We start from the raw sequence: 17,138 nt of genomic DNA on the forward strand, positions 1-17,138 counted from the left end.
TCACAATAACTCTGGGGGGCCGGACTGCGGCCGTAAGAACAAGAAAAAGGGTGTCGCAATGGCCGCCGATAAAGCAAATTTGCAAGATGCATTTCTCAATCATGTCCGTAAGACAAAAGTTCCGGTGACGATTTTCTTGGTAAATGGTGTGAAGCTGCAAGGTGTGATCACCTGGTTTGACAGCTTCTGCGTGCTTTTGCGCCGTGATGGTCAATCGCAGCTTGTGTACAAAAGCGCGATCTCAACCATCATGCCAGCACAGCCCATCAGCCTTTATGAAGGCGAAGAGTAGTATTGCTTGAACACGACCGCCCCATTACGCGGGCCTGGGTGCTGCACCCTGATCTGAAGTCTGACTATGGACGCCGTGCGGCAGAGCCTGCATTGGAAGAAGGCGTGGCCTTGGCCGCGGCCTTGCCGGATTTGCAGGTTGTCGGTGCTGATGTCGTGCGTTTGCCGCGTATTCATCCCGGCAAACTGTTTGGCAAAGGCAAGATTGCAGAACTCAAACAGGTGTTTCACGACGCAGAGGTCGAACTGGTTTTGATCGACGGTCCTGTCACTCCCGTGCAGCAACGCAACCTTGAGAAAGAGTGGGGCGTAAAACTGCTGGATCGTACCGGGCTGATTTTAGAGATTTTCAGCGACCGAGCGCGCACATCGGAAGGTGTGTTGCAGGTTGAGATGGCAGCACTGTCCTATCAGCGCACCCGGCTGGTGCGGGCCTGGACCCACCTTGAACGGCAGCGTGGTGGATTGGGCTTTGTCGGTGGCCCGGGTGAGACCCAGATCGAGGCTGACCGCCGGGCGATTGACGAACAACTCAATCGGTTGCGTAAACAACTGGCAAAGGTCGTCAAAACCCGCGAATTGCACCGCGCGTCCCGCGCCAAGGTGCCGTTCCCGATTGTCGCTTTGGTGGGCTACACGAATGCCGGCAAGTCAACGCTGTTTAACCGCCTGACGGGCGCAAAGGTCTTTGCCAAAGACATGCTGTTCGCGACCCTCGATCCGACAATGCGCAAGATCGTTCTGCCCACGGGTGATGAAATCATCATGTCTGACACGGTCGGTTTTATCAGTGATCTGCCAACCGAACTGGTCGCGGCCTTCCGTGCGACATTGGAAGAGGTGCTGGACGCCGATCTGATCGTCCATGTGCGCGACATCAGCCATCCACAAACCGAAGAACAGGCGCAGGATGTGCATGCGATCTTAGCCAGCCTTGGTGTCGCCGAAGAAGCGCCGATTATCGAGGTTTGGAACAAAACGGACCTGTTAGAAGGCGACGATCGCGACGCGGTGCTCACACAGGCGGCCCGCATGGACGATCTATTTGCGGTTTCTGCGATCACGGGCGAGGGGATGGAGCCGCTCTTGGCCGCGATCCCAGATAAGCTGAAAGACCCGCGGACAGAGGAGCAACTGACGCTGAAATACGCAGAAGGACGCAAACGCGCGTGGCTCTTTGATGCGGGGATCGTGACCGAAGAGGCGCAGACCGAGACAGGCTATGACCTGACGGTGTTCTGGACGAAGCTGCAGAAAGAGCGGTTCAGGCGGTTGTAGATCGTAAGGTCGGCTGAGCGGACGAAGCTGCCTTCTGGCTTGCCCAATCTAATGGCTCCTTCGTGAAAACGGCTTAAGCAAATTTGAAGACTGCCCCAAGTTGGATTTTCGATGCAGACCGCCTGCGTTTCGCTTATGTGGTTTAGCATAGATAATCTGAGAAGAGGCAGACGGGCATGACAAAGGGCAACAGAACGGCAATCGTTACTGGCGGGCTTTCGGGCATGGGGCTGGCGATTGCACGTCGCCTGGCGAAAGACGCCACGACTGTTATTGTGGGTGCGCGTAGTGCTGCGGATACTGCGCATGTGCGCGACATCCTTGGGGCTGATCACACGAACATTCATGCAGCCGCTTTGGATGTGCGATCCAGCGAAAGTGTTGACGCGTTCGTGGCCGATGTCGCAGCGACCCACGGCAGCGTTGACATTTTGATCAACGCAGCAGGTGTGTACGACGAGGCGGCGATCATCGATCATCCCGACAAGGTTTGGGACGATCATATCGACACCAATCTCAGCGGGTCCTTTCGCACCATCCGCGCAGTGATGCCACATATGAAGCGCGCAGGCTGGGGCCGGATCGTCAACATTGCGTCTGTCGCAGCCCACAACGGGATGGCGAATAACGCGGCCTATTGCACATCCAAGGCGGGACTCTTGGGGTTGGGCCGATGTGTCAGCCTTGAGGGTGCCGCACACGGGATTACCTGCGTTTCAATCAGCCCGACATGGGTAGAAACCGAAATGCTACGGCGGTTCATTGACGCGGATATGGCATCGACAGGTCAAAGCCTTGATGCGGTGCGCGCCGAGTATGCCAAATCAAATCCGCAAAACCAGCTTGTGCAGCCCACCGAGGTCGCAGAACTGGCTGCGTTTTTGGTCAGTGATGCGGCCCGCGCGTTGACGATGGAAGACTTTCAAATCAACGCAGGCGCGCTTTGGTAGTCCAATCCGCGCCGCGCCAGAAGCATGTCGCTGTCACTAATGGCGCTGTAGGGGCGATCAGATATGCGGGCCCAAGCATCGCGGGCAGCGGTGTTAATAAATGACGCATCGGCCTGCAAGGTTTCGGGAAAACTAGCAATGACATTTGCGATGCCGGGATCAAGATCGACTTTGGCCAACCAATCGCGCACCGGCAATGCATCTGCGTCATTGGGCGTGATAAGCGTATCTGCCATCAGGTTATAAATCGGGCAATCTGTTGCCGCGATAGGGCCAAGCAGAAACGCCGCGGCGGCGGTGACGTCGGTCATCGGAAACGTCAGCGATTGCGGCATGTGACCGGCCTGCAAAGAGGCCTCCATGATGATTTCATAAATGTCACGCGGGTTCGGGGCGTCCAGATCATAAAGCGACGGCAGCCGCACAATCGCAGCGGGAATGCCCGAGGCGCGGATCGCTGTTTCTGCCGCAATTTTCGCGGCACCATAGCCTGTGATCTCGTCCCACGGCGATGCAGGTGTCTCAGGCCACGGTCCGCCACGATCCGGAAAAACCGAACTGGACGAGGTGAACCGCAGGTCGGCACTTGCATCGCGACAGAATTGCAAAACGGTGTCCATGCCGCGCGCCGACCAATCCAGCATTTCTTTGCGCCCAATAGCGAGGTTGACCATCGCGGCACAATGGATGACCTGTGTGACAGAGGCCGCCAATGCTTTGATCGGGGACGCATCAAGGCCGAAGTCGGGCGCATCCAAGGTGCCGGGGACCATCACGTAACGATCGCTGGCGATCCCATGGGTCACTGCGACTTCGTCCAGCCGATCACGCGCGCCCCGGTTTTTGTCACGGACAAGACAATAGATCACCTCGCCTTCAGGCAGATCACGGGCCGCTTGGGCAAGAACTTGACCACCCAGAAACCCTGTCGCTCCGGTCAGCAAAATGCCGGGGCGGTCAAAGGTGTCGGTGGGTGCAGGCGTGTCGGCTTCTTGGGTCATTAACTGGTCAAGTCTATGCAACGGCACATTCATGGCCAATTCAAAGTCGATGGGTCGTCTGTAAGCCTTTTCCAGCTCAAGCATCAGGGTGACGCACATCAAGCTATCACCTCCCTGATCATGAAAGCTCAGCGCGGGATCAATCTGTGACGGCACGCATCCCATCGCGGTCGCAGCGGTCGCAATCACGGCGTCTTCGGCGGCATTTTCAAACTCGGCGTCATCTATGACGACGGGCAGCGCGCGCATATTTGCCTTGCCAGAGACAGGATGCAGGGGCAGCGCATCCATTTGCACCAAAAACGACGGCACACAATAAGCAGGCAACACCTCGCGCAATTCAGCGGCGAAGTCGGGCGGTATGCGATTTGTGCCCGCAGTCAGTCCCCATTTATTCGCATTCGCCTGTGCCTGACTGGCATCGGCGGCATAGTAGAAGATCAGGCTTTGGCCACGCGTCCCGACATCCGCCACCCAAGGTGCGGCACTGGAAAAGGCCAGTTTGTCGCGCAAGGTGTCGGTCAGTTCCCGTGTTTGGATCGAAAACCCACGGAGTTTGAGCATATGGGCAATGCGCCCTTCGATATGCAGCGCGCCTGTGTCATCGACCCAAGCCTGATCGCCAGTATCATAAAGCCGTGTTTTGCGTCCTTCGATGGTAAGTTCGCGAAACCGTAAACGCGTTTCTTCTGGGCGATTGATATACCCGCGCCCCAGCATCCTCGGCCCTTCAAAATGCAGTTGGCCGGATGTGCCGATGGGGCACGGTGTATCCGTTTCATCCAGAATGATCGCCCGCAAGTGTTCCATCGGGACACCGACGGATACAGGGGCATCGCCCGCGGGTTCAGTTAATTGCGACATGCAGACATCGTGGGTTTCGCAGATGCTATAGAGGTTCCACAATGCAGTGCCCGGCAACTTCGCAAGCGATGTCGTGATCAGATCGTCGCCCACGACCTCTCCGTTCAGAACAACGCGGCTTAGCGGCAGGAGCGCGGCCTTTTGTGTGTCAAGCGCTGTGAGAAACGTGTTGAAGAACGACGGCGTAAACAGCATTTCATCGACGTTGTGTTCGATCAGAAAATCCGCCAACTCACCTGGACTGAACAGCGTGCTGGCATCAGGAAACCACAATTCGGCCCCTTTGCGCAGCGGGCGAAACATTTCCCAAATCGCGAAAACATAGATTCCCACGCGCATGTCCCGATGGTAGGGCGTAAATTCGTCGCGCCATTCATAAGACAGAAACGCTGCGTCCTGGGCCACGGGAATGCATTTGGGCCGCCCTGTCGTGCCAGAGGTTGCCACCAGATAGATAGGGTCATCAGGGGACACATGGGCTGCACAAAGCGGTTCGGTAAATGCAGCATCCCCTTGCAACAGACCCCTGGCATCGACGATTTTACAATCGCCCGGTAAATGGCGAGCGGCGACATCTTGGCACGCAACCACGAGACTGACCTGCAATTCGGAAATGATATTGTGCAGCACCATTTGCGGCATAGCAGGATCTAAATGCACAAAAGGCCGCCCCCGGATGACACAGGCCACGGCGCTTGCGGCCATTGCCACCCCGGGTGATCCAAAAACACCCACGATCTGCGGTGTCTCTAAATGCTGTCCAAGATCTTGGACATAGGCTCCAAGCCTGCCGTAGGATATTGTACGGCTCTGGTCAGACAACGCAGGCGCATCATTGAATGCGTCAATAGCACGGACAAGATCATCGGCGACTGTTTGAGATGAGGTCATGGCAACTGTCCCTTTTGCCTTAAAGCAACTAACAAAATTGATCCAAAATGAAACCGTGTTCTCATGACTTTTTTGCACAAGCCAAATAGAAATGCCTCGTATCGACGATTTGTGCGACCATGTAACCAAAGCGGTCGTTTATGACCTGCGCGGTAGCCGCAACACGCATGCAGCACAACAAACTGGGTGTGGCACTGGCAAATAACCTGGCCCGCATTGCGTGGAGCGTCCTCAACTCGGGCAAAGACTTCGATTGGAATGAAAAGGAACTAGCGACTGCGATCTGATCACAGCCGCACACGATGTTCGTAAACCTCAAATGCATGGAACGGAATAAGGCGCACCCAAAGTCTGAGAGCCCAGATGGTCATTATAGATCAGGTCACTAATGAGACAGCGGCGCGTGCGTACTCCCAACAGGGCCACGGCAAAACACTTAGGGTCATGACCCATTAAATTCACACCATCAGCGGCATTTTCACTTCATCTCTGCGGCTTCCTCAAGACGTGCAATTGAACTCTTGCGAACAGCAGCCGGTACATACATTCGGGCTCAAAGCAGTCATTGATCTAACGGCCTCAACACCGTCACCCCCACTGCCGCTGCCCGCGCCAGATCAGGATCAAGCGACATCGGGATATACTCGCCCCGTCGCCACAGCTCGCCCAGGTTATCATAGTGCCGTGAAAGCGGGTGCCCGGATTGTCCGGTGGATGTGATGAAGACCGAACTGTCGGGGTCTGCAAAGTCATAGACCCCCCGAAACCCCGCCGCATGGACGTTGTGGAACGGGTTGGGGTCCATGCCGGATGTCTTGGCCCGTTGCAGCGTATGGTCGCCGCCGCTGGTGGATTGGCGGATGTTGACCACCCATTCCAAGATGGGCGTGTTGCCCAATACCGGGTGATCATGGGTCGCGACATGGGCATCGCCCCAGCGCACGGCCTCAACTGCTTCACCGTGGTTTTCCGCGATCCAAAGCAGGGCGTCGTCAAGCGATTGCCGGGCGATGTCGGTGCAGGTTTCGACAGGGGCGGACTGGATCACATCGCACCAGACGCTGGCCCCGTCTATATCGCGAAACACCCTTTCGATGAAAACCGGATCGACATGGGTAAACTCGGCGGCCAAGGGCCCCAGCTCATCCCGGATCAGCCGTTGCTGGAACGCGCGGGCCCAGGCCGAATAGATCAGCGGTTCGGGTAGGTGTTCGTTCATTTCGCCGTTCCATGCCGACAGCAGGTTCAGCGCGATCTGACGCCGACGCTGAGGGGTCCCGTCAGGTGCGGCATCGCCGGTGAACCACAGATCAGCCCCCATCAGCGTCGACAGGGTACGGGCGGCAAAGCTGACCGTGTCCTGCTGGGCTTCGATAAAGCTGTCGCGGGTGTGCACCTCGCGCGCTTGCATCAGACGCCGCCAGCGGTTGATCCTTTGGGTGTCACCCCAGTTGTAGCTGACGTGGCGCGGAAAGGGTCGGTCGACTGTTTTATTGTTCGTATTGCCGATGATGCCTCCGGGCGGATCAAGGAATTCGGGATTTTCCGCATAAGGAAAGCGGCCTTGCCAGCGGTTTTCCGGCAGGTAGCCAAAGGCGGGCAGGCGGCCCTGGCTTTGGTGATTGGCGTCGCGTGCGGGCAATGCGCCGATCGTTTTCATCGCGATCCTGTTGCTGTCGGCAAGGGTCAGGTTCAGAGCGGGTGCGATGAAATCCTGCCCTGCCGTGATGGCCTCTTCCACGCTGCGGCTGTGGGTGATTGAGAAGGCCGCCGACATGGATGTGTCGCGATCCGACAGGGCCGTCCAAGACAGTGCCGTCACATGGCCCGGCGGTGTGATCGTGCCAAGGTCATATTGCCCGCGCGGCAGCACCGGGCCGTTGGCCGTCCAGCGCAGGCGCAGGGTCACGGCTGACCCATCTTTGACGTTGATGATACTGTCGCGGGTTGTGAAAGGGGCCCAGCCGTTTGGGCTGCGGTATTGCGCGGTGTCGTCGGGGTTGACCTCTTCGATCATGATGTCCTGATCATCAACATAGGCGCTGGTCAGCCCCCAACCGACCGCGTCACTGCGTCCTGTCAGCACCACAGGCATGCCGGGGATCGTGCCGCCGATGATGCCGCCGCTGTCCAGCTCAAGTCGTGCAAGATACCAGATCGACGGGGCCGTCAGTCCCAGATGCGGATCATTGGCCAACAGCGTGGATCCTGTGGCCGAACGTGTCGCACTTGCCGCCCATGCGTTCGAGGCACCCGCAAGCGCGGCCGGCTTGACAGGCGATAGCGGATCATAGGCAAGCCGCATGTTGGGGGTATACTCCGGAACGCCGGGCACCAGGCTTGCATATTCGGGCAATGCTGCCACGCCCGTGGTTGGATCATCTGGCAAGATGTCTTGCAGCCGATCATTTTCCAGCAGAAGCGATGTACGTGCCCGCAGCACTTCGCTTTCAAGGCCGCTGGTCAGATCCAGCGCCATCAGTTTCAGGATGGCTATGGAGTCGGCTGCCTGCCACGGCGCGATAGGATGGTTGAACAGCCACATTTCCGGCGCGCCGCGTCCCAACGCGCCTTTGTTCACTTCTGCCAACCATGCGTTCACACCACGTGCATAGGCGGATAGATAGCCCTTAGCCTCTTCGGTTTGCGCGTTTTGCGAGGAGACAGATAGTGTGTAGATGTCCAACCTGCGCATCAGTTCGTCAATGCCAACAGTGCGTTCGCCGAACAGCTCTGACAGCCGCCCTTGGGCTGTGCGCCGCAACATCGTCATTTGCCACAACCGGTCTTGGGCATGGGCATAGCCAAGCGCGAAATAGACGTCGTTGTTGGTGTCTCCGAAAATATGCGGAACGTTGGCGTTGTCGCGCACGATCTCGACCGGTGCGGTAATGCCCGCGACCTCGCTATCGGCGCTATAGTCGGGCAGGGACCGCGAGGCAAAGTAATAGGCCAGCGCAATCGCTGCCACGCAAAGCACAATCAAGCCAGAGGCAAGCCGGATAAGCCAGCGAAAGATCAGCGCCATAGGGTCCTCGGGATGTTGGGTCTGCCCCGTTTTAGCAGGGCAGACAGTAAGGACAAGCTAGCGTTCAGGTATTAGCCCGCGCGGGCTGAAGCGCAGCACGAGCAGCAAGACCACGCCCATTGTCAACAACCGCATATGTGCTGCAGAATCGATCATCCGATCTTTCAGCGCGCTGCCATCTTCTAACCCCATGCTCAGGATGTTCATCAGCCCAAGGCCAAGCGGTTCAACCTGCACCCAAAGCCACCAAATCAGCATGCCACCCAGCACCGCACCAAAGTTGTTGCCTGATCCACCGACAATCACCATCACCCAGATAAGGAACGTAAACCGCAGCGGCTGATAGGTGCCGGGGGTCAATTGCCCGTCCAGCGTGGTCATCATTGCACCCGCAATGCCGCAGATAGCAGAGCCGAGGATGAAGATTTGCAGGTGCCGTCCTTTGACGTCCTTGCCCATTGCCTCAGCCGCAGTTTCATTATCGCGGATCGCACGCATCATCCGACCCCAAGGGCTTTGCAGCGCTTTTTGGGCCAGCCAAAGCAAGATCAGCAGCACGATTGTGAACAGGATCGCATAACCCATTTTGGTGTAGAGTGTTGAGGCTGTAACGGGGTCCAGTCCCAAACTTGCCGCGCGTTCCACGAAACCGGGGTCTTGTTGAAGGTCAATCTCATACGGGACAGGGCGATCAAGGCCGATGACGTTTTTGACGCCGCGCGCCAGCCAGTCTTCGTTTTTCAAAACAGCGATAATGATTTCGGCAATACCCAGCGTGGCAATGGCCAGATAGTCAGACCGCAGGCCAAGCGCGGTCTTGCCGATGACCCAAGCTGCCCCGGCAGCCAGCAGGCCACCCACAGGCCAGCTGAGCAGGATCGGCAGGTTCAGACCGCCCAAGTTGCCGCTGACGGCGGGGTTCACCGCCTCAACCGCGACTTTGCCGGGATCAAACACGGCGCGGTACAGAAAGAAGCCCCCAACAAGGATCACCAATGTGGCGATTGTCTTGGTCCGACCCTCAAGCCGCTTTTGCGCTTGGACGGCCGCAACGACCGTCAATGCGCCCAGCACAAGGCCTGCCATGATGCGCAGGCCGCCAGCTTGCCATGCCTCTGGCACAGGTTCGGTTGAAACCAGCACGGCGGCCAGTCCCCCCAAGGCCACAAAGCCCATGACCCCGATGTTAAACAGCCCTGCAAAACCCCATTGCAGGTTAACCCCCAGCGCCATGATGGCCGAAATCAACCCCATGTTCAGGATCAGCAAGGCCGAGTTCCAACCTTGGATCATACCCGTCCCGATCAGCAGGACAGCGACTAGGCCGAACAGCGCGGTATCTCTGACTGTGGTGCTCATACGGATTGCCCCTTGAATAGGCCGGTAGGCTTGAACAGCAGCACGATGATCAAGATCGCAAAGCTGACGGCGAATTTATAGTCGGTGGACAGAAGCTGAACGAGGCCATCAGGCTCCAGACTTTCCGGCATGAGGTAGACCAGCACTTTCTTCCACGCATAGGTGATGGTGACTTCGCTGAAGGCGATGACAAAGCCACCCGCGATAGCGCCCAACGGGTTGCCAAGACCACCGACGATGGCGGCAGCAAAGATGGGTAGCAGCAGTTGGAAATAGGTGAACGCCTTGAAGGATTTATCGAGGCCGTAGAGGACGCCCGCGGTGGTGGCGAGGGCCGCGACGATCATCCACGTGACCTTGACCACCCAATCGGGGTTGATGCCAGAAAGCAGCGCGAGGTCTTCGTTGTCCGAGAACGCGCGCATGGATTTGCCGGTGCGCGTTTTGTTGAGGAACCAGAACAAAAGCGCCATGACGATGAAGGCCACGACGACCGTAATCGCTTGCGTCGTCTTGATCGCCAACCCTTCGTCCAGTCCGGTCATCTCGCGGAATTCGCGGGCCGTGATGATAAACCGCTCACCATCGGCAAAGCGGATATCGCGCACACCGATGATGAAACGGACGACGCCGTTCATCACGAACATCACACCCATCGACACGATCACAAGGATCACTGGCGACGCCTTTTGTTCGCGGTAGAATTTGTAGACGGCCCAATCGGTGCCCAAGAGCAGCAGGATGGTCGCGCCGATCCCAAAGGGCAGGGCGAGCAGGGCGGTCGGTAGCGGACCGAAGGTGATCCCCATGCCGATAAAGGCCGTGGTGAACAGGATCGTAATCGCGGTGCCAAAGGCCATTGTGTCGCCGTGGGCGAAGTTCGAAAACCGCAGGATGCCGTAGATCATCGTGACACCCAGCGCACCGATGGCCAGCTGTGCACCGTAGGCAAGGCCCGGAACAAAAACAAAATTCGCAAAGGCGACGACGGCGTTGAGGAAGTCCATGTTCAGAGATCACCCTTAGAAATCAACAGATTGTTCATTGCAGTGCTTTGCGAGTGCCGGTTGGGCGCTTGTCCGCGCCGACCGCCCATCTGCACGGTTGTGACCCGTCGGCGCTCCGGTTCGTTATTGTATGTGGTGAAAGCAAACTGCGTGCTGTCGCCGCTGAACCCGGCGGGGATGCCGGACAGAGGACAGATCACATTCTGCGCCTTCGTGCGTGATGCGGCGACGGCCAAGGAAGCGGTTGCAAGGCGTGTTTCAAGAAAAGCCACTAGAACAATCCCTTACAAGCACCGTTGAAAACCACGCGTTCGGTGGTTGCCGTTTCATAGTCAGTGTATTTGTGTGGTATATTCACCGATGTCACCGTGACGGTATCGGGCAATTGTGCAGGGACAACTGTCACTGATGCCCGGCCCTTGTTCGCGAAAATCATTGGGCCCTGCACATGGATCGTATAGGTCACATCACCGCTGCGCATTTCGTCTAGGTCGGTCGGTTCAGTGATCCATTGTGCGGGGATTGCCACGCCATTCACCAAAATCTGAGTGTTGTTATCGGGCGACCAATCCAGAACCATCTGCGTGTCTTCAGAGGCGAGCGTGCAGCGCTCAGACCACGCGGCAGTAGCCAAGCAGATCATAACGGCGGACGCCGCAAACCGGGTGAGAGGTTGCGATAAAAGCATCATCCGCCCAAGAAACTCCGCCGGACTTGTTCGTCGGCCAGCAGTTCTTTCCCGGTGCCGGTGTGCGCATTGCGCCCTTGCACCAGAACATAGGCTTTGTCAGCGATTTCAAGCGCTTGCCGGGCGTTCTGTTCGACCATCAGGATTGGGATACCTGTGCGGGCAACCTCAATAATCCGGTCAAAGAGTTCGTCCATCACGATGGGTGACACACCGGCCGTCGGCTCGTCCAGCATCAGCACTTTGGGTTGTGTCATCAGCGCGCGACCCACCGCAACCTGTTGACGTTGACCGCCCGATAGCTCACCTGCCGCCTGATGACGCTTTTCTTTCAGGATCGGAAACAGGTCGTAGACCTGTGCCATCGTATCGCGGAAGTCGTCGCGACGGATAAACGCCCCCATTTCAAGGTTCTCTTCAACCGTCATCGAGGTAAAGATGTTTGAGGTTTGCGGCACAAACCCCATCCCCTTCACGACGCGCTGTTGCGGGGAAAGGTGGGTGATATCCTCTCCATCCAGCCGCACAGCCCCTTCGTTGACGTTCAACATGCCAAATACGGCTTTCATCGCCGTGGATTTGCCAGCCCCATTGGGGCCGACAATCACGGCGATTTCGCCTTTTTCGGCAGCAATCGTACAGCCATGCAGGATATCGGGGCCTTTGCCATAACCACCGGTCATGGCGTCCCCGATCAAAAACGGTTCACTCACGGATTGATATACTCTTCCAGGAAGGGCGCGTAGGTCGTCAGCGTGTCGCGCATCAGCGCTTGCTCTGCGATGTCCGCGTGGTTGACGTAGATGTAATAGAAGGTCGCAGCCGAGCCGAGGATGGCCCCGATCAACAGAATAATGAAGGTTTTCATGTCGCACTTACCTTGTCTTTGTTTTTCAACCCGGTGCCGAGGTAGGCCTCGATCACCTGCTCATTGGCCTTGATTTCATCCAAGGTCCCTTCGGCCAAAACGTGGCCTTCCGCCATACAAATCACTGGGTCACACAGGCGGCCGATAAAATCCATGTCGTGTTCGATGACGACGAATGTGTAGTTGCGTTCTTTATTCAGGCGAATGATGGCATCGCCGATTGTGTTCAGCAGAGTGCGGTTCACACCTGCGCCGACCTCATCCAAGAAGACGATTTTGGCGTCGACCATCATGGTCCGTCCCAGTTCGAGCAGCTTTTTCTGTCCGCCGGACAGGTTGCCTGCTTTTTCTTCCTTCAAATGATCAATGGTCAGAAATTCGATGACTTCATCTGCCTTGGCCTGCAAAGCGCGCTCTTCATCAGCGATCCGCTTGCGGCCAAACCATGTGTTCCACAGCGTCTCGCCCGATTGTCCACCGGGAACCATCATCAGGTTTTCGCGCACCGTCATGGAGGAGAATTCATGCGCGATCTGGAAGGTCCGCAGCAACCCTTTGTGAAACAGCTCATGTGGGGGCAGGCCGGTGATATCTTCGCCCATCATCGTCACACGCCCGGAGGTAGGTTTAAGAACGCCCGCGATCACATTGAAAAGTGTTGTTTTTCCAGCGCCATTTGGGCCGATCAAACCGGTGATTGTGCCTTGCTCAATGGTCATGGACGCCCCATCGACGGCACGGAAGCCCCCAAAGGTTTTGACCACATCTTCAACGACAATCATGTCTTATCCCCTTGCGCACGTCTGATACGTGTCTTGTTTTGCAAAACGGCGCGGGGAAAACCCGCGCCGTTCCGTTGTTAACTGATCCGATTAACGGTAGTTGATTGTGGAATAGACGCCATCGGCGAATTCGATTTCCTGATAGTTCCCCGCGCTTTCGCCGGGTCCGATCAGTTCCACCGCAGAAGCACCGACATAGTCGATGTCGAAACCAGCCGCGACCAGTGTCAGGCCTTCGGCCAACTGACCGGGCATGATCTGAATGCCGGGTGCGTTGGCAACATCAAAGACGTGGTCTTTGAAATCAGCCGAATCTTTGGATTCTGCCGCCTGCATCGCCAGCATGATCAGTGCCGCCGCGTCATAGCTTTCAGGTGAGAACGCGCCTGTGCCGTCAAAACCGGCCGCTGCGGCCAGTTCAACGAACATGCCAGCACCTGCATTATCGGTGCCCGGGTATGCGCCAAAGGAGCCGTTCAATTCAGCACCGAAGTTGTCGTTGAGCACTGCACCGACCATGCCATCTGGCAGGTAGAATGTGTCGAACGCACCGCTATCAAGGCTAGAGCGGATGATGCCAGAGCCACCTTGGTCAACGTAGCCTGCAACAACCAGAACTTCGCCACCAGCAGATGCCAGCGCACCTACTTCAGCAGAATAATCTGCTTTGCCGTCTTCGTGGGCCGCAGAGATTGTGACTGTGCCGCCAGCTGCTTCGAATTCAGCCTGGAACGCATCGGCAAGACCCTTGCCGTAGTCGTTGTTTGTGTATGTCAAAGCCACTTCGTTCACACCACGATCCTGTAGGATCTCTGTGATGATGACACCCTGACGCGCGTCAGATGGGGCTGTACGGAAGAACAGACCGTCGTCATCTGCTGTGGACAGACCGGGGGATGTTGCGGATGGCGAAATCATCGCAACGCCGTTGGGACGCGCTACGTTTTGCAAGATCGCACCTGTCACGCCGGAACAGTCAGCGCCCATGATGGCATCAACTTCGTCGGATGTGACCAGACGTTCAGCCGCAGCCGTTGCTGCACCTGCGTCAATACATGTGCTGTCACCGCGTACGGATGTCACAGTTGCACCGCCCAGCAGCGCGCCGCTGTCGGTGACTTCCTGCATGGCCAGTTCAGCACCGGCCCCCATTGCGGGTGTGATGGACTCAAGCGGGCCAGTAAAGCCCAGAATGACGCCGATTTTGACTTCTTCGGTGTGGCCTGCAGCGAATGCGCCGCCAGCCATCATTGCGACAGCAGATGTCGCCATAATTAGTTTTTTCATTTTTTCCGTCTCCCTAGTGGATGTCTTTATCCTGCCGCGCAGATTAGCAGGACGTTTCCAAAAGGAAAGTCGGAACGAAAGGTCAATTCGCCTTTCAGCCGACGTTCCAAAGGCGGATTCACTTTATCGTTCTTAAGCGCGGTAAAATAGGCGGTTTTAGGGGCTATTGATCCGAGATCGTCATCTCAACGGCGTCCCAATTTTGCGCCAACAGGTCTTCATCCGTGATCCAAAGCTGCAACACGCCGGTGCTGCCCCACGTCCAGTTTAACAACTGATCTGAATGAAACTGCATTAGCATGTGATGGTGCGTATGCCCGGCGGGGGCGCCTGACAGCCTTGAACCAAGACCGAACATCTGGTGCCAACGTCCTTTGGACGCCAACCGATATTTGGCGTCGATGTCATCACGGACTTTTTCAGGCAAAGTGCCATAGATATCTGGTGCAGCGTTTGCAGCGGCCAGCAATGTGGCTTGCGCGGCTTCTTCAACGCTGAGCAACTCACCTGGGGTGTTCTTATAGAAAGGCTCAAACACTGCTTTCTGCGCAGTTGTTCCTTTGACGCGATCAAAGTAGCGATGCAGTTGTTCCGCATCAGCCACCGACATCTTTTCCCACGGCTCGCGCGTGACAGCCCAGATGCTGACCTCATCGACAAATTGGGAAAAGGCTGTCTCTTGGCTGGTCAGAACATCAAGGCTGGCTTGGTGATGCCCGCCGAAGTCCTGCAACCGCTTGCGCGTGTCGTGGATCGTTTGGGGCACGTCATCGCGTGCGGTGCGCAGGGAATTGGTAAAACGATGCGCGGTGTCCCAGAAGTAGGGCCGCGCAAAGTCCGGCAATTTATCACGATAGTTCATTGGCGACAGATGCGTATCGGTTTGTAGCGGTAGCAGGTCCGCCACGATTTCATGGGCGTCATCGTCCTTGTTCTGATCGGCCATGGGCAGCAGGATCACGTCAACCGGCCAACGCGGAAAGGTATTTGGCGCGCCATCACGGGCGTGTCCCTTAACATGCAATCCCCATTCGGGGCCGGCATAGATCGGTTGCAAGTCCTGCGGTGGTTCCGTGGCAGTATTGCCGATCTGCGGCAGATGCAGCACTTTTGATTGCCGGGGGCCATCGGTTGTTGTTGTCATGAAAAAGGCCATGGCACCGGTGCGCGGCATGCCCTCTGGCAAGATGGGATCAGGAATTGTGGACAGATCAATCTGTCCCAGATGATGCATCGCTCGGCCAAAGTCATCGCGGGGCCAAGGTGTATCGCTCAGTGTCGGCAGCCCGCCCAGCCAGCTGACGCCGGCGTAGTCTACGTCAATCTCAGCGCGCATCTGGCGCACAAAAGCGATCCCAGAGGTGCGGATGAATGATTGCCCGCGCAGGTCTTTGGCATCAATGCTAGCCGCCATGCGGTCGATATCGTCGGCGCTGAGCGGGGAAAGATCATGCTCTTCGATGATCGTGTCGATGCGCTGGCGAAAATCTTCGCCGGTTTTCACACCGTCCAACCGGGCGAACACCATATAAAGCTGGTCTTCTGTCGGGCCGACGACGGGAAGGTCGTCAAGATGTTCATCGCGCGGATCGGTAGTCGGGGCGTTTGCTGCCGTCTGCGCAGTCGCGCGTCGGAAGACACCCAAACGGACGGCGCCCAGTATCGCGATCGCCAACCCGAACAGCGCTAAGGCGGCGAGCGCGATATCTTGTGTCAGATACCCGTAGACCGCAACACCGATCGCCACAAGAACGAACCCTGCAACGACCCGCTGCACCACTTTAAGCATGATTGCCCCCAATCAAACTGACAAACGCGCCGCATGACTGCCGCGTTCTCTGTAGGGCGTTGTATCATAATGCGACCGATAGCATTTAGAAAAATGCGACGGTGACGCAAAACCGCACGCCAAGGCCACATTGATCACGGTCATGTCTGTCTGCATCAGCAGATTGCGCGCCTTTTGCAGACGCAGTTCCATGTAGTACCTCTTGGGGCTGCGCGACAGGTAGCGCCGGAACAACCGCTCAAGCTGGCGTGTGGACATGCCGACATCTTTGGCCAAAATCGCGGGGCTGATGGGTTCTTCGATGTTCTGTTCCATCATCTGAATGACGCGGCTTAGCTTGGGGTGGCGCACGCCGATCCGGGTCGGGATAGACAGGCGCTGTGTGTCCTGATCGGTGCGGATCGCGGAATAGATCAGAATATCTGCGACCGCATTGGCAAGGTCTTCCCCGTGGTCATCCGCGATCAATTTGATCATCAGATCAATAGAGGCCGTGCCGCCTGCGGTGGTGATCCGGTTTCCATCGACCACGAAAACCGATTTGGTCAATTCGACCTCTTCAAACTCTTCAGCAAAGCTGTCCTGGTTTTCCCAGTGGATTGTCGCTTTCTTGCCGTCCAGTAATCCGGCCTTCGCCATCGTGAAGCCAGCGGTGCAAAGCCCCGCAATTGTCACGCCGCGGCGCGCTTCGCGCCTGATCCAATTCAGCGTCCGTTTCGTTGTTGCCTGCTGAACATCGACACCGCCGCACAACATGATGGTATCGTCGCGATCAAGTTCGGCCAATGCGCTGTCGACCCGAAAAACGCAGCCGTTTGAGCAGGTGGCCTCATCCCCGTTTTCCGACATGATCTTCCATTTGTATAGTTCTTTGCCCGCAGTGCGATTGGCAATGCGCAAGCTTTCCAATGCCGCTGCAAAACAAAGCATGGTAAAGTTGTCCATCAGTACGAAAACAAACCGTCGCGGCTTTCCGGCGTGGTCGACTTCTACAATTTGTGGTTCGATTGACATCGCCTTGATCCGTGGTCACCTATTGCCGAAGAACCACATCA

General features: G+C 56.9%; 16 protein-coding genes. 4 read left to right on the plus strand and 12 right to left on the minus strand.

The annotated features are described in order from the left end of the window. The first annotated feature begins 58 nt into the window (after nucleotides 1-58). The 3 genes from hfq (at nucleotide 59) to MWU60_RS02545 (ending at nucleotide 2,519) form a co-directional block, all read left to right on the plus strand. A complete protein-coding gene (gene hfq / locus MWU60_RS02535) occupies nucleotides 59-292 on the plus strand; it encodes an RNA chaperone Hfq (RefSeq protein WP_007204924.1) in 234 nt (77 codons plus the stop codon). Nucleotides 293-294: 2 nt separating this feature from the next. Further along, the gene (hflX, locus tag MWU60_RS02540) at nucleotides 295-1,569 is read left to right on the plus strand and encodes a GTPase HflX (protein ID WP_247225471.1); all 1,275 of its coding nucleotides are present in this window, start codon (nucleotides 295-297) and stop codon (nucleotides 1,567-1,569) included. A gap of 176 nt (nucleotides 1,570-1,745) precedes the next feature. Continuing rightward, the gene (locus MWU60_RS02545; protein ID WP_247225472.1) at nucleotides 1,746-2,519 is read left to right on the plus strand and encodes an SDR family oxidoreductase; all 774 of its coding nucleotides are present in this window, start codon (nucleotides 1,746-1,748) and stop codon (nucleotides 2,517-2,519) included. Here MWU60_RS02545 and MWU60_RS02550 read toward each other — a convergent pair. After that, the gene (locus tag MWU60_RS02550) at nucleotides 2,492-5,275 is read right to left on the minus strand and encodes an AMP-binding protein (protein WP_247225473.1); all 2,784 of its coding nucleotides are present in this window, start codon (nucleotides 5,273-5,275) and stop codon (nucleotides 2,492-2,494) included. The genes MWU60_RS02545 and MWU60_RS02550 overlap by 28 nt on opposite strands. Nucleotides 5,276-5,415: 140 nt before the next feature. On the opposite strand from MWU60_RS02550, the gene MWU60_RS02555 reads away from it, so the two are divergent. After that, nucleotides 5,416-5,562: a hypothetical protein gene (locus MWU60_RS02555; protein WP_247225474.1), complete on the plus strand. Its 147-nt coding sequence runs from the start codon at nucleotides 5,416-5,418 to the stop codon at nucleotides 5,560-5,562. A 275-nt stretch (nucleotides 5,563-5,837) separates the two neighbouring features. On the opposite strand, the gene MWU60_RS02560 is transcribed toward MWU60_RS02555, so the two are convergent. The 11 genes from MWU60_RS02560 to MWU60_RS02610 form a co-directional block, all read right to left on the minus strand. Then, nucleotides 5,838-8,303, minus strand: coding sequence for a penicillin acylase family protein (locus MWU60_RS02560; RefSeq protein WP_247225475.1), 2,466 nt, complete (start codon nucleotides 8,301-8,303; stop codon nucleotides 5,838-5,840). 57 nt (nucleotides 8,304-8,360) lie between these two features. After that, nucleotides 8,361-9,662 (minus strand): branched-chain amino acid ABC transporter permease, encoded by a 1,302-nt coding sequence (locus MWU60_RS02565; protein WP_247225476.1) that lies wholly within the window; start codon nucleotides 9,660-9,662, stop codon nucleotides 8,361-8,363. Then, on the minus strand, nucleotides 9,659-10,669 hold the full coding sequence (locus MWU60_RS02570; RefSeq protein ID WP_247225477.1) for a branched-chain amino acid ABC transporter permease: 1,011 nt from the start codon (nucleotides 10,667-10,669) through the stop codon (nucleotides 9,659-9,661). The genes MWU60_RS02565 and MWU60_RS02570 overlap by 4 nt, the downstream gene beginning before the upstream one ends. Before the next feature lie 2 nt (nucleotides 10,670-10,671). Further along, entirely contained in the window at nucleotides 10,672-10,905 is a 234-nt protein-coding gene (locus MWU60_RS02575; RefSeq protein WP_247225478.1) for a hypothetical protein, read from the minus strand. A 35-nt stretch (nucleotides 10,906-10,940) separates the two neighbouring features. Then, nucleotides 10,941-11,312, minus strand: coding sequence for a hypothetical protein (locus MWU60_RS02580; RefSeq protein WP_247225479.1), 372 nt, complete (start codon nucleotides 11,310-11,312; stop codon nucleotides 10,941-10,943). A gap of 44 nt (nucleotides 11,313-11,356) precedes the next feature. After that, entirely contained in the window at nucleotides 11,357-12,070 is a 714-nt protein-coding gene (locus tag MWU60_RS02585; protein ID WP_247225480.1) for an ABC transporter ATP-binding protein, read from the minus strand. Beyond that, nucleotides 12,067-12,225 (minus strand): hypothetical protein, encoded by a 159-nt coding sequence (locus MWU60_RS02590; RefSeq protein ID WP_247225481.1) that lies wholly within the window; start codon nucleotides 12,223-12,225, stop codon nucleotides 12,067-12,069. Before MWU60_RS02590 ends, MWU60_RS02585 begins: the two co-directional genes overlap by 4 nt. Then, a complete protein-coding gene (locus MWU60_RS02595; RefSeq protein WP_247225482.1) occupies nucleotides 12,222-13,007 on the minus strand; it encodes an ABC transporter ATP-binding protein in 786 nt (261 codons plus the stop codon). The genes MWU60_RS02590 and MWU60_RS02595 overlap by 4 nt, the downstream gene beginning before the upstream one ends. Before the next feature lie 90 nt (nucleotides 13,008-13,097). Further along, nucleotides 13,098-14,294: an ABC transporter substrate-binding protein gene (locus tag MWU60_RS02600; protein WP_247225483.1), complete on the minus strand. Its 1,197-nt coding sequence runs from the start codon at nucleotides 14,292-14,294 to the stop codon at nucleotides 13,098-13,100. Between the two features lie 163 nt (nucleotides 14,295-14,457). After that, the gene (locus MWU60_RS02605) at nucleotides 14,458-16,083 is read right to left on the minus strand and encodes a DUF1963 domain-containing protein (protein ID WP_247225484.1); all 1,626 of its coding nucleotides are present in this window, start codon (nucleotides 16,081-16,083) and stop codon (nucleotides 14,458-14,460) included. Between the two features lie 12 nt (nucleotides 16,084-16,095). After that, nucleotides 16,096-17,097 (minus strand): GlxA family transcriptional regulator, encoded by a 1,002-nt coding sequence (locus tag MWU60_RS02610; RefSeq protein WP_247225485.1) that lies wholly within the window; start codon nucleotides 17,095-17,097, stop codon nucleotides 16,096-16,098. Nucleotides 17,098-17,138: the final 41 nt, after the last annotated feature.

It is taken from the genome of Yoonia sp. F2084L, from assembly GCF_023015625.1.
GTDB lineage: Bacteria > Pseudomonadota > Alphaproteobacteria > Rhodobacterales > Rhodobacteraceae > Yoonia.